Here is a 14,191-nt window from a genome sequence, read left to right as displayed (position 1 = left end):
TCTTGGACAGTCGGATCGGCCCCGGGACGGGCTTGCTGTACCCGTCCCCGGGCCGTGCGTGCTGCGCGTGCTGTGCGTGGAACAGGGGTGCTTACTTGCCGGCCTTGACGACGGCGCCGCCGTCGACCTTGAGCTGAAGGCCGGTCACGTAACGGGACTCGTCGGAGGCCAGGTAGGTGACCGCGTGCGAGACGTCGAGCGGCTCCACGTACGGGATCGGCATGCCCTGGACCACCGGGAACGCCAGCTCGGCGTCCTCGCGGGTGGGCGTCTCGACGTCCGGGCGGAAGACCTTGTACATCGCGGTGTTGTGCAGCATGACCGTGTTGGCGTTGGTCGGGTGGACCACGTTGAGGCGGCGGCCGGTCGGCGCCAGGTAGGGCGCGAACCAGTTGACGTAGTCGTTCAGGACGGTCTTGGCGAAGGAGTAGCCGATGCCGCCGGGGCCCATCGGACCCGGGGCGCCCGCCTCGGCTATGTAGGCCGCGGCCGAGCCGATCAGGATGATCGACGCGCCCTCGCCCAGGTGCGGCAGCGCGGCGTGCACGGTGTTGAGCGCGCCGCTCAGGTTGACGTCCACCGCGTCGGTGAACGCGTTCAGCGGACGGTCCGCACCGACCGGGCCGATGGCCGCGTTGGCGACCACGACGTCCAGCCGGCCGAGCTCGGCCACGCCCTCGTCGATCGCGGCCTTGAGTGCGGCGCGGTCGCGGACGTCGGCCACCTTGGTGACGATGCGTCGGCCGGTCTTCTCGACCAGCCGGGCGGTCTCCTGGAGTTCCTCGGCGGTGGCCAGGGGGTACTCGACGACGTCGATGTCCTCGCAGATGTCGATCGCGATGATGTCGGCGCCCTCCTCGGCAAGTCGTATCGCGTGGCTGCGGCCCTGACCGCGCCCCGCTCCGGTGATGACGACGACCTTGCCCTCAACGCGGCCCATAAGGCCCTCCCGATCATGTGTCGTTGAATTATTTATACCCAAGGAAACCTCCCCTCCGATGGGTCTGGTACCCCCTAATCGCCCCTGCCGAATCAAGACAGGGGTGGGGCTAGGGGTGGGTAAGGGGCCTGACTTGACAGGGCAGTTGGGACCTTCGCCGTTCACCTTCAGACTAGCGCGGCCCCCTGACAGTCCGTCAGGGTAGGTGGTGGCGGGCCGGATCGCTAAGGGGTTTTCTAGGGGTTCCGCGCGAGCGCCTGCTCATTACGGTGGAGGAGCCTGGGCCGGGTGTCCGGCAATAACGTCGCGCGCATATACGAATACGGGACGGGGGTTCGGTGGCGACGCCATTTCGCATTCCTCGCCTCCCGATTCCTCGTCCGAACTCGTCGGCGCTCACACGGGAAGCGGGATAACTGAAATGGCCAACCTCAACTCCGACGAACGGCTTGTCGAAGCACTTCGGGCGTCGCTGAAGGAGACCGAGCGGCTGCGCGGGCAGAACCGGAAGCTCTCGGCGGCCATGCGGGAGCCCATCGCGATCGTGGGGATGGCCTGCCGCTACCCCGGCGGCGTGACCTCGCCGGAGGACCTGTGGCGGCTGGTCGCCGACGGGGTCGACGCGGTCTCCGAGTTTCCGGACAATCGCGGCTGGGACCTCGAAAGCGTGTACGACCCGACCGGTGAGCGGCCCAACACCACGTACACCCGGGAAGGCGGATTCCTGCACGACGCAGGGGAGTTCGACCCCGCGTTCTTCGGCATCGCACCCAATGACACGCCGTACGTCGACCCGCAGCAGCGGCTGCTGCTGGAGGTCAGCTGGGAGGCGTTCGAGCGGGCCGGGATCGACCCGGGCACGCTGAAGGGCAGCTCGACCGGAGTCTTCGCCGGACTGATGTACCACGACTACCCGTTCAGCAGCGCGGCCGGCTCGATCGTCTCCGGCCGGGTGTCCTACACCCTCGGCCTGGAGGGGCCGGCCGTCACGGTGGACACCGCGTGCTCCTCCTCGCTGGTCGCGCTCAACCTGGCCGTCCAGGCGCTCCGTTCGGGCGAGTGCTCGCTGGCGCTGGCGGGCGGCGTGGCCGTGATGGCCACCCCCGAGACCCTGGTGGAGTTCAGCCGGCAGAAGGGCCTGGCCAAGGACGGCCGCTGCAAGGCGTTCGGCGCCACGGCGGACGGCACCGGCTGGTCGGAGGGAGCCGGCGTCCTGCTGGTGGAGCGGCTGTCGGACGCGCGGCGCAACGGCCACCCGGTGCTGGCCATCGTCCGCGGCACCGCGATCAACCAGGACGGTGCGTCGAACGGCCTGACGGCGCCGAACGGACCGGCCCAACAGCGGGTCATCCGCGCCGCGTTGGCCAACGCCCAGCTGACTCCCGCCGACGTGGACGCGGTCGAGGCACACGGCACGGGCACCACGCTCGGCGACCCGATCGAGGCGCAGGCGCTGCTCAACACCTACGGCCAGGGCCGGGCTGAGGTGGCCGGGCCGCTGTGGCTGGGGTCGTTGAAGTCGAACCTGGGTCACACGCAGGCGGCGGCGGGTGTCGGCGGGATCATCAAGATGGTGATGGCGATGCGGCACGGTGTGCTGCCGCGCACCCTGCACGTCGAGCAGCCGTCCACGCAGATCGACTGGGCGGCCGGCGCGGTCGAGCTCCTGACGGAGGCTCGGGACTGGCCGGAGACCGGCCGGGTGCGGCGGGCGGCCGTCTCGTCCTTCGGCATCAGCGGCACCAACGCACACGTGATCATCGAGCAGGCCCCGGTGGAGGAGCAGCCCGAGGTCGCCGCCGCCGGTCTGCCGGTGCTGCCGCTGGTGGTGTCGGCGAAGAGCGCGGAGGCGCTGCGGGCGCAGGCGGCCGGTCTGGTCGAACGGCTGGACGGTGAGCGGGAGTTGGAGCCGGTCGATGTCGGGTACTCGCTGGCCACGACGCGGGCGGTGCTGGAGCACCGGGGCGTGGTGGTCGGAGCCGATCGTGCGGAGCTGGTGGCAGGGCTGCGGGCGCTGGCCGAGGGCGGGGGTGTGTCCGGTCAGGCGAAGGGCGGCCGGACGGCGTTCCTGTTCACGGGGCAGGGGTCGCAGCGGTTGGGGATGGGGCGTGAGCTGCACGGTGCGTTCCCGGTGTTCGCGGCGGCGTTCGACGAGGCGTTGGGCGAGCTGGGTGGGTCGCTGCGGGAGGTGGTGTGGGGGGCGGACGCCGATGAGCTGAACCGTACGGTGAATACCCAGCGGGCGCTGTTCGCATTCGAGGTGGCGCTGTTCAGGTTGGTGGAGTCGTGGGGTGTGCGGCCTGACTTCGTGTCAGGGCACTCGGTGGGTGAGATCGCGGCGGCGCATGTGGCCGGGGTGCTGTCGCTCGCGGACGCCGCCAAGTTGGTCGCTGCTCGTGGTCGGTTGATGCAGGGACTGCCCGCCGGTGGTGCGATGGTGGCGATCGAGGCCACGGAGGCGGAGGTCCTGCCGCTGCTGACCGACCTGGTGAGCATTGCGGCGGTGAACGGTCCTCGTTCGGTGGTGGTTTCGGGTGACGAGGCCGCTGTGCTGGAGATCGCCTCGGGCTTCGAGCGGACGAAGCGGCTGAGCGTGTCGCACGCGTTCCACTCGCCGCTGATGGACCCGATGCTGGACGAGTTCCGTGCGGTGGTCGCCGGGTTGACGTTCGCCGAGCCGTCGATCGCGGTGGTGGCAAGCGGCAGCTTCAGCGACCCCGAGTACTGGGTGGCCCACGTCCGCGACGCGGTCCGGTTCGCGGACAGCGTCCGGGAGTTGGAGTCGCAGGGGGTCTCCCGCTTCCTGGAGATCGGCCCCGACGGCATCCTGACCGGGCTGGCCCAGCAGAGCGTCGACTCCGAGGACGCGGTCCTCGTCGCCACGGTGCGCCGGGACCGTCCGGAGGCTGCCGCGCTGGTGGCCGCGCTGGGCCAACTGCACGTCTCCGGCGGGGCGGTGAAGTGGCCGGCGTTCTTCGCTGGCTCGGGCGCGCGGCGGGTGGACCTGCCGACGTACGCCTTCCAGCGGAAGCACTACTGGCTCGATGCCGCGTCGGTCACCGGTGGCGATGCGTCGAGCATCGGTCTGCTGCCCGCCGACCACCCGCTGCTCGGTGCCGTCGTGGTCTCCCCGGACGGCGAAGGGGTGGTGTTGACCGGGCGGTTGGCCCTCGGGACGCAGCGGTGGATCGCCGACCACGGCGTGCTGGGCAACGTCCTGCTGCCGGGTACCGCGTTCGTGGAGCTGGCGGTGCGGGCGGGTGACCAGGTCGGGTGCGACGTGCTGGAGGAGCTGACGCTCCAGGCGCCGCTGATCCTGCCGCCGGGCGGCTCGGTGCAGGTGCAGGTGGCGGTGGGTGAGGCCGACAGCGAGGGTGACCGGCCTGTCACGGTGCACTCGCGTCCCGAGGGGGACGAGGGCGGGGCCTGGACCCTGCATGCCGACGGTGTGCTGACCGCGGGCGGTGCGGCGCCGTCGTTCGATCTCGCCCAGTGGCCGCCGACCGGCGCCACCGCACTGACGCTGGACGGCGTCTACGACCGACTGCTCGCTCAGGGCTACAACTACGGGCCGGTGTTCCAGGGGCTCCGGGCCGCGTGGAAGCGTGGTGACGACCTGTTCGCCGAGGTGGCGCTGCCCGAGGTGGCGCACGCGGAGGCGGCCCGCTTCGGCCTGCACCCCGCGCTGCTGGACGCCGCGATGCACGTGGCCCTGGTGGACGACGGCGAGGGCAAGGACGGCGAGCCCGTCCTGCCGTTCGTCTGGAGCGGTGTCACGCTGCACGCGGCCGGCGCCTCGTCCCTGCGGGTCCGCATCTCGCCCGACGGGCCGGACAGCGTGAACGTCGTGGTCGCCGATGGTGTGGGTGTGCCGGTGTTGTCGGTGCGGTCGGTGGTGGGGCGGCCGGTGTCGTCGGAGCAGTTGTCGGCGGGGCGTGGTGTGGAGTCGTTGTTCCGGGTGGAGTGGCCGGTGGTTTCGGTCGGTTCCGGTTCGGGTGCGTTGCCGACTTGGGGTTCGTCGGCCGGTGATGCGGCGGCGGTGGTGTTGGAGTGTGTGACGCCTTCGGGTGAGGTGCCGGGTGCGGTGCGGGAGTTGGCCGGTCGGGTGCTGGGTGTGGTGGGGGAGTGGCTCGGTGACGAGCGGTTCGCCGACTCGCGTCTGGTGGTGTTGACGCGCGGCGCGGTGGTCGCGGCTGACGGTGATGTGGTGGACGTGGTGCAGGCTCCGGTGTGGGGTCTGGTGCGCGCCGCTATCGCGGAGAACCCGGGCCGGTTCGTGCTGGTGGACTGGGACGGTGCGCCGGAGTCGGGCGCGGCTCTGAGCGCGGTGGTGGCCTCGGGCGAGTCGGAGGCGGCCGTCCGCGCCGGTGTGGTGCGGGTGCCGAGGCTGGCGAAGGTCGGCGCGGTCGACGGTACGGTTCCGTCCGTCGACGGCACCGTGCTGGTGACGGGTGGCACCGGTGGCCTGGGCGCGGTGGTGGCCCGTCACCTGGTGGTGGAGCACGGTGTCACGAGCCTGTTGCTGACGAGCCGTCGGGGTCTCGGTGCCCCAGGGGCTGCGGAGTTGGTGGCCGAGCTCGAGGCCTTGGGTGCGAGTGCCCGGGTGGCGGCGTGTGATGTGGCGGATCGTGCGGCGGTGCGGGAGCTGCTGTCGTCGCTGGAGCGTCCGTTGGCGGGTGTGGTGCATGTCGCCGGTGTGATGGACAACGGCGTGGTCACCTCGGTGACGCCGGAGCGTCTGGATGCGGTGCTGGCGCCGAAGGTGGACGCCGCCTGGCATCTGCACGAGCTCACCGCTGGCACCGAGTTGGCGTTCTTCGTGATGTTCTCCTCGGCCGGTGGCATGGTGCTGGCGGCGGGTCAGGCGAACTACGCGGCGGCCAACACCTTCCTGGACGCCCTCGCCATCCAGCGCCGCGCCGCCGGTCTGCCGGCCACCTCGATGGCCTTCGGTCTCTGGGGCGTCACCACCGGCATGACCCAGCAGACCCACTCGCTGGAGGAGGCCGAGCAGCGGATGGCCCGCCTCGGCCTCCCCGCTCTGCCGCAGGCCGAGGCGCTGGCCCTCTTCGATGCCTCGATCGCGACCGGCGAGGCCGTCCTGGTCCCGCTCCGGATCGACCCCAAGGCCCTTCGCACGCAAGGCGATTCACTGCCCGCCCTGCTGCGCGGACAGGTCACCGTCCGACGCCGGGCGGCGGTCGGCAAGGCCGAGGCGGACTCGCTGCGGCAGCGGCTGGCCGGGCTGGACGCCGCCGAGCGGGAGCGGGCGCTGCTCGCCGTGGTGCTCGGCTACGCGGCCAACCTGCTCGGCCACAGCGGGCCGGAGGCGGTGGAGTCCGAACGGGACTTCCTGGAAGCCGGGTTCGACTCGCTGAGCGCGATGGAGCTGCGCAATCTGCTCAACAAGGCCACCGGTCTCCGGCTGCCCCCGCTGGTGGTCTTCGACAGCAAGACCCCGGCCGCATTGGCCCGGTTGATGCAGACGGAACTGACCCTGGAGCCGGCTGTGGCCGGTCCCGGCGGTCAAGCGGCACCCACCACCGGAGGCCAACTGTCGGTCCCGGGTGACGAGATCGGCCGGGACAGCCTCAGCCAGCTGTTCCGCGAGGCGGTGCTGTCAGGACCGATGGCGCAGGCGTTCGGCCTGCTGAGCGCGGTCGCCCGGACCCGGCCGAGCTACTCCTCGCTGGCCGACCTCGGCGCGGTCCCGCAGCCGGTGCGGCTGGCGGACGGCCCGGGCCGCCCCCGGCTGGTCTGCGTGAGCACCCCGATGGCAACCGGTGGCGCGTACCAACTCGCCCGGCTGGCCTCGTACTTCGGCGACGTACGGCCGGTCTCGGCGGTGCCGCTGTCCGGGTTCGTGCCCGGCGAGAAGCTGGCGGACTCGGCGGAGGCCGCGATCGAGGTGCTGGCGGCGAGCGTGCTGGAGGCCGCCGAGGGTGAGCCGTTCGTGCTGGTCGGCTACTCGGCCGGTGGACTGCTGGCCCATGTGACGGCGGGCTACCTGGAGTCGGTGCTCGGGATCGGCGCCGAGGGCCTGGTGCTGCTGGACACCTACCGGTCGGACAGCCAGAGCCGGGACGACCTGGACCGGGGCATGGTGATCAGCATGCTGGAGAAGGAGCACATGTTCGGCCGCTTCGACAGCGCCCGGCTGGCGACCATGGGCCGCTACGTCGAACTGGTGCCCAAGATCGTGCCGGGCAGGATCGAGGCCCCGGTGCTGTTCGTGCAGTGCCTGGAGACCTTCTCGGCCCCGGGCGCCGAGCCGGCCCAGGTGACGGAGTCGGACGACTGGATGGCCCACCCGTGGGACTCCTCGCAGGACGTCCGGCAGGTCCGGGCCAACCACTTCAGCATGCTGGAGTCCGAGGCGGCCGCGACCGCGGGGGCGATCGAGGACTGGCTCGCCGCGCGCGGCTGATCCACCGCTGACCCACCGTCACCAGCCGCGGCCGACGCCGTGTACGGACCCCGTGCACGGCGTCGGCCGCACTCCGTCGCGGGGGAAGCCTGATGGGGGCCGGTAAGGGCGTGGTTAGGGGCTCGTAGGGGATCCTGCGAACACCCGTTCCTCCTAGGGTTGATTTTGGCTGATACGGAAGCGAATTGACGGTCAGTCACCACAATCCCTGAACTTCTCAGTCTCCGGCAGCGGCGAGCCACCTGCCGATGAAAAGGAGCGAGCATGCGCTTCGGACTGCTCTACCTGCAGCAAGTGCCTCGGCCGTGGGCCGAGGACAGCGAGGAGAACGTCCTGCACGAGGCACTGGAGCAGATCGAACTGGCCGACCGGCTGGGCTTCGACTACGTCTGGGCCTCCGAGCACCACTTCCTCGACGAGTACTCCCACTCCTCCGCCCCCGAGGTGTTCCTGGCCGCTGCGGCCGCCCGTACGAAGCGCATCCGGCTCGCCCACGGCATCGTCTCGCTGCCGCCGGCCGTTAACCACCCCGCGCGCGTGGCCGAGCGGCTGGCGACCCTGGACCTGATCTCCAAGGGCCGGGTCGACTTCGGCTCCGGCCAGGGCAGCACGCAGCACGAGCTGGGTGCCTTCAACATCGACCGCACGACCAAGCGCGAGCAGTGGCGCGAGGCCATCGGCGTGATCACCCGGATGCTCACCGAGGTCCCGTTCACCGGCCACAAGGGCCAGTGGATCGACGTGCCGCCGCGCAACGTGCTGCCGAAGCCGAACCAGAAGCCGCACCCGCCGCTCTGGGTCGCCTGCAGCTCGCCGGAGACCGTCGAGACCGCCGCCCGCAACGGGGTCGGCGCGCTCTCCTTCGCCTTCATGACCGAGGACGAGGCCAAGGAGCGGGTCGCCGCCTACTACGACCTGATCGCCTCCGACGAGTGCCTCCCGGTCGGCAAGGCCGTCAACGCCAACTTCGCGGTCGCGCTGCCCTTCCTCTGTCACGAGGACGAGGAGACCGCCTACGAGCGGGCCATGGGCGGCGTGAACTTCTACGTCAACTCGTTCATGCACTTCTACCTGCAGGGCGAGCACCGCCCCGGCACCACCGTGCTGTCGGAGGAGTTCGGCAAGAAGGCCCCGCTGCCCAAGGAGAACCAGGACCGGATGGACCTGGTGGTCCGCCGCGGCATCGGCACCCCCGAGAAGCTCCGGGAGATGATCCGGGCCCAGGAGGCGGCCGGCGTCGACCAGATCATCTTCCAGGTCCAGCTGGGCGCCAACAAGCACGAGCACATCCTGGAGTCCCTGGAGCTGTTCGCCCGCGAGGTCATGCCGGAGTTCGTCGAGCGCCGCGAGGCGCAGGACCTGGCCAAGGCCGAGCGCCTCGCCGTCCCGGTCAAGGAGGCCCTGGGCCGGATCGAGACCAGCACGGTGGACGTCTCCGACTACCTGATCCGCACCGACATGGAGCTCTTCGGTCCTCCTCAGCAGCCCGCTCCCGACGCCACCCCCACAGCGGCGGAGAACGGCAGCTGATTCCCCGGTCCCTGACGGCCGCCGCTCAACGGCGCGCGGCGGCCGTCGGGGACGCACGTACCAACGGCCCCGGGGGCGGGGGCCGTCCCTGCGCCACTCACAGCTGAGAGGTATTCAGATGTTGCACGCCTTCGACGAGTCGGCCACCATAGCCGGCGATCTCGACGCGATCTGGCGGACGGTGTCCGACGTCGCAGGATGGTCCACCTGGGATCCGCACGTCCTGGAGAGCGGCACCGACACGCCGTTCGAGGTCGGCGGCGGTGGCTGGACCATCTCGCGCATCGTGAAGGGCCGTCGTAGCTACTTCAAGCTGGTCGAGGTCGACCCCGGCCGCGGCTACACCACCGAGTCCCCGATGCCGCTCGGCAAGATGCTGATCATCAACAAGTACGAGCAGGCCGGTCCCGGCCTGGTGAAGCTCAGCCGCCGGGTCGAGGTGCACGGCGGCTTCGCGCCGGTCTACGGCTTCTTCTGGGCGAAGGCGTTCCAGGCCGACACCCGGGCCACCTTCGAGGAGCTGGGCCGCGAGATCAAGCTGCGCGCCACCCGAGTGGAGACGAGCCGATGACCAGTGCGATTGTGATCGGCGGCGGCCTCTCGGGCGTGCTCGCCGCCACGGCCCTCTCCCACCACGTGGACGAGGTCACCGTCATCGAGAGCGACAAGTACCCCGAGCAGCCCGCCCCCCGGCGCGGGATGCCGCAGGGCCGGCAGAACCACATGCTGACCGCGGGTGGCGCCCACGCCCTCGACCAGCTGCTGCCCGGCACCACCGACCTGCTGTTCGCGGCCGGCGCCCACAAGCTGGCGATGGGCCGCAACATCCTCACGCTGTCCTCCGAGGGCTGGTTCCGCCGGGTCGACGACGACGCGTTCTTCATCGCCTGCAGCCGCAACCTGCTCGACCACATCGTCCGTCAGCAGGCGCTCACCAACCCGGTCATCACGGTCCTTCAGGAGACCAAGGCCACCGGCCTGGTCGGCACCGCGAGCCGGGTCACCGGCATCCGGTACGAGCAGGGCACCGAGCCCGAGCGGACCCTGACCGCCGACTTCGTGGTGGACGCCACCGGCAGCCGCTCCAAGACCCCGGGCTGGCTCGCCGAGCTCGGTGTCCCCGAGCTGCACGAGGAGTTCCTGGACGCCGGTCTGGCCTACGCGGGCCGCCTGTACGAGGCGCCCGCCGAGGCCGCCGCCGACTTCCCCGGCGTGCTGATCCAGACCGTCCCCAACACCGGCAAGCCCGGTGCCGGTGCGGCCTTCATGCCGCAGGAGGACGGCCGTTGGATCGTCTCCCTGATCGGCACCGCCGGCGGCCAGCCGCCGACCGGCGAGGACGGCTTCATGGAGTTCGCCCGCAACGTGGGCCACCCGATCGTCGCCGAGCTGATGGCCCGGGCCACCCCGATCGGTGAGATCAAGGGCTCGCGCGGACTGGCCAACCGCCGCCGCTACTTCGAGCGACTGCCGCTGCCGGACGGCTTCCTGGCCCTCGGTGACGCGGTCACCGTGCTCAGCCCGAACTACGCCAGCGGCATGTCGATGGCGGCCTTCGGCGCCCTCGCACTGCGCAACCAGCTCAAGTCGCACGGCCTGGAGCCGGGCCTGGGCAAGAAGGTCCAGCTGGACATCGCCGCCAAGGTGGCCGGGCCCTGGAAGTCGGCCACCAGCACCGACCGTTGGTTCCCGGGTGTCCGCACCAACATCAAGCTCGGCAAGGGCACGGTCGAGCAGAAGCTCGCCGTCCGCTGGTCCAGGACCGCCGCCGAGCACCCCGGCCTGCTGAAGGCGACCTACCAGGTCGCCACCCTGCAGACGCCGCAGAACAAGGTGATGACCCTGCCGCTGATGGGCGCCCTGCTGCGCGGACCGCAGCAGGCCCCGCTCACCCCGGCCGAGGCACTCGCGCAGTTCCCGCAGCTCGGGAAGCTGCTCAGCTCCGCGCCGGCCGACCTCTCCAAGGTCGAGCACTGACGGACGCCTCGACGGCTCCACTTCGCACCACCCGGTTGCACTGATCTTCCGACCACGGACCGCACTAAAGGGGATGGCCTTCGGTGAGCACGAGCAACGAGCAGAGGCTTGTCGAGTACCTCAAGCGAACCCTTGCCGAGCTGCGCGATGCCCGCCGGTGCCTCGACGAGGCGGCGCGCAAGCCCGACGACGAGTCGATCGCGATCGTCGGCATGGGGTGCCGCTACCCGGGAGGCGTGACGTCGCCCGAGGAGCTGTGGCAGCTGGTGGCGAACGGGGTGGACGCGGTGTCGGAGTTCCCGGCCGACCGCGGCTGGGACCTCGACGTGTACGACCCGGAGCCCGGAAAGCCGGGGAAGACCTACTCGCGGGAGGGTGGATTCCTCCACGACGCGGGCGAGTTCGACCCCGGCTTCTTCGGGATCTCCCCGAACGAGGCCCTCGCGATGGACTCCCAGCAGCGCCTGCTGCTGGAAGCCTCGTGGGAGGCGATCGAGAGCGCGGGCGTCGACCCGCTGTCGCTGAAGGGCACCCGGACGGGCGTCTTCGGCGGCGTGATGTACCACGACTACGCCCAGGGCCGGGAGCCCGGCACCTCGGCCGCGGGCAGCCTGGTGACCGGCCGGGTGTCCTACACCCTCGGCCTGGAGGGCCCGTCCCTCTCGGTCGACACCGCCTGTTCCTCCTCGCTGGTGGCGCTGCACCTCGCGGTGCAGGCACTCCGGCGGGGCGACTGCACGCTGGCGCTGGCCGGTGGCGTGACGGTGATGTCCAACCCGGAGATGTTCGTCTTCTTCAGCACCCAGGGCGGTCTGTCGAAGGACGGGCGTTGCCGGTCCTTCGCCGAGGCCACCAACGGCATGACCTGCTCCGAGGGCGCCGGCGTGCTCTTCCTGGAGCGGCTGTCGGACGCGCGGCGCAACGGCCACCCGGTGCTCGCCATCGTGCGCGGGTCGGCCGTCAACCAGGACGGTGCCTCCAGCGGTTTCAGCGCCCCGAACGGTCCCTCGCAGCAGCGGGTGATCCGGCAGGCACTCTCCGGCTCCGGCCTCACGTCCGCCGATGTGGACGTGGTCGAGGGCCACGGCACTGGTACGACGCTGGGCGACCCGATCGAGGCGCAGGCGCTGCTGGAGACGTACGGTCAGGGCCGGGCGGCCGACCAGCCGCTGTGGCTGGGCTCGCTGAAGTCCAACATGGGCCACACCCAGGCGGCGGCCGGGGTCGGCGGCATCATCAAGATGGTCATGGCGATGAAGCACGGCGTGCTGCCGCGCACCCTGCACGTCGACAAGCCCACCAGCAAGGTCGACTGGACCTCGGGCGAGGTCCGGCTGCTGACGGAGAGTCAGACCTGGCCGGAGGCCGGACGGGTGCGACGCGCGGGCATCTCCTCGTTCGGGCTGAGCGGGACCAACGCGCACGTCATCATCGAGCAGGTCCCCGAGCCCGACGCCGAGGAGCCGGAGACCGAGCCCAGGCCGCTGCCGGCCGTGCCGGTGGTGGTGACGGCGAAGACCGCCGCCGCGCTGCGTGCTCAGGCGGACCGGCTGCTGCGGCACCTGGAGGCCCGGCCCGAGATCGCGGTGCCGGACCTGGCGCTGTCGCTCCTGACGACGCGTTCGGTGCTGGAGCACCGGGGGCTGGTGGTCGCGGCGGACCGGGACGAGCTGCTGGACGGGCTGCGGGCGCTGGCCGAGGGCGGGGGTGTGTCCGGTCAGGCGAACGGCGGCCGGACGGCGTTCCTGTTCACGGGTCAGGGGTCGCAGCGGCTCGGGATGGGGCGTGAGCTGCACGCTGCGTTCCCGGTGTTCGCTTCGGCATTTGACGAGGTGTTGGCGGAGCTCGGTGGTTCGCTGCGGGACGTGCTCTGGGGCGAGGACGCCGACGAGCTGAACCGGACGGTGAACACGCAGAGTGCGCTGTTCGCCTTCGAGGTGGCGTTGTTCCGGCTGCTGGAGTCGTGGGGTGTGCGGCCCGACTTCGTGTCAGGGCACTCGGTGGGTGAGATCGCGGCGGCGCACGTGGCCGGAGTGTTCTCGCTGGCGGATGCGGTGAAGCTGGTGTCGGCGCGTGGTCGGCTGATGCAGGAACTGCCCGCCGGTGGTGCGATGGTGGCGATCGAGGCCACCGAGGCGGAGATCCTGCCGCTGCTGACCGACCTGGTGAGCATCGCGGCGGTGAACGGGCCGCGTTCGGTGGTGGTCTCGGGTGACGAGGCCACCGTGCTGGAGATCGCCGCTCGCTTCGAGCGGACGAAGCGGCTGAGCGTCTCGCACGCGTTCCACTCGCCGCTGATGGACCCGATGCTGGACGAGTTCCGTGTGGTGGTCTCCGGGCTGACGTTCGCCGAGCCGTCGATACCGGTGGTGGCGTCAGGCTCGTTCACGGACCCCGAGTACTGGGTTCGGCACGTCCGCGAGGCGGTCCGTTTCGCGGATGCGGTACGGGAGTTGGAGTCCTCGGGTGTCTCGCGGTTCGTGGAGATCGGCCCGGACGGCATCCTGACCGGGCTGGCCCAGCAGAGTGTCGGGTCCGAGGACGCCGTCCTGGTCGCGACGCAGCGTCGGGACCGCCCGGAGGCCGCCGCGCTGGTGGCCGCACTGGGCCACCTGCACGTCGCCGGCGGGGCGGTGAAGTGGCCGGCGTTCTTCGCCGACTCGGGCGCGCGGCGGGTGGACCTGCCGACGTACGCCTTCCAGCACAAGCGCTACTGGCTGGAGGCCCTGAACGGGGGCAGCGACTTCTCCGGCCGCGAGGTGGAGCCGGAGGAGGACCCGTTCGAGGTCCTGGCGCTGCGTCAGCGGATCGACGGGCTGCCGGACGTCGACCGGGAGCGGGTGCTGCTGGAGGAGGTCCGGATCCATGTCGCGGCGGTGCTCGGGCACGCCTCGCACGACGAGATCGGGCCCGACCTGGCCTTCCAGGAGCTCGGGTTCGACTCGCTGGCGGCCGTGGAGCTGCGAAAGCGGCTGAGCCGGGTCACCGGCGTACCGCTGCCCGCCACCCTGGTCTTCGACTACCCGAACTCCCGGGCGGTGGCGGAGTTCGTCAACGCCGAGATCGACCCGGCCGGTGGCGCCGCGGTGGCCCCGCTGCTGGGCGAGCTGGACCGGCTCTCCGAGGCGCTCTCGGTGGTCGCCCCGGCGGTCGGCGAGCGCGCCAGGATCACCGCGCGTCTGGAAGCCATGCTCCGCAAGTGGAACGACACGCAGGGCGGTTCGGTCGCCGACGAGGCCGACGACCTGCTCGACGAGGCCACCGATGACGAGTTGTTCGCGGTCCTGGACAGCGAACTCGGGATCTCCTGACCAGCA

The 14,191-nt window shown here is 71.1% G+C and carries 4 protein-coding genes and 2 pseudogenes; 5 read left to right on the top strand and 1 reads right to left on the bottom strand.

Annotation, left to right across the window (positions count from 1 at the left end):
• Window positions 1–91 precede the first annotated feature (91 nt).
• Complete coding sequence (locus tag F4556_RS08205; protein WP_184912952.1) at window positions 92–940, bottom strand: mycofactocin-coupled SDR family oxidoreductase; 849 nt, start codon at window positions 938–940, stop codon at window positions 92–94.
• 448 nt (window positions 941–1,388) lie between these two features.
• On the opposite strand from F4556_RS08205, the pseudogene F4556_RS08200 reads away from it, so the two are divergent.
• From F4556_RS08200 to F4556_RS08180, 5 genes and pseudogenes are all read left to right on the top strand, one after another.
• A pseudogene (locus F4556_RS08200) lies at window positions 1,389–7,367 on the top strand (SDR family NAD(P)-dependent oxidoreductase); the annotation flags it as partial.
• Between the two features lie 264 nt (window positions 7,368–7,631).
• Window positions 7,632–8,897 (top strand): LLM class flavin-dependent oxidoreductase, encoded by a 1,266-nt coding sequence (locus tag F4556_RS08195; protein WP_184912948.1) that lies wholly within the window; start codon window positions 7,632–7,634, stop codon window positions 8,895–8,897.
• 118 nt (window positions 8,898–9,015) lie between these two features.
• Window positions 9,016–9,468, top strand: coding sequence for an SRPBCC family protein (locus F4556_RS08190; protein WP_184912946.1), 453 nt, complete (start codon window positions 9,016–9,018; stop codon window positions 9,466–9,468).
• Window positions 9,465–10,874, top strand: a complete 1,410-nt coding sequence (locus F4556_RS08185) for an FAD-dependent oxidoreductase (RefSeq protein ID WP_184912944.1) — start codon at window positions 9,465–9,467, stop codon at window positions 10,872–10,874. The genes F4556_RS08190 and F4556_RS08185 overlap by 4 nt, the downstream gene beginning before the upstream one ends.
• A gap of 107 nt (window positions 10,875–10,981) precedes the next feature.
• A pseudogene (locus F4556_RS08180) lies at window positions 10,982–14,185 on the top strand (type I polyketide synthase); the annotation flags it as partial.
• Window positions 14,186–14,191 lie beyond the last annotated feature (6 nt).

This window comes from Kitasatospora gansuensis, from assembly GCF_014203705.1.
Classification (GTDB): Bacteria; Actinomycetota; Actinomycetes; order Streptomycetales; family Streptomycetaceae; genus Kitasatospora; species Kitasatospora gansuensis.
This window is presented reverse-complemented; position numbering and strand designations above follow the sequence as displayed.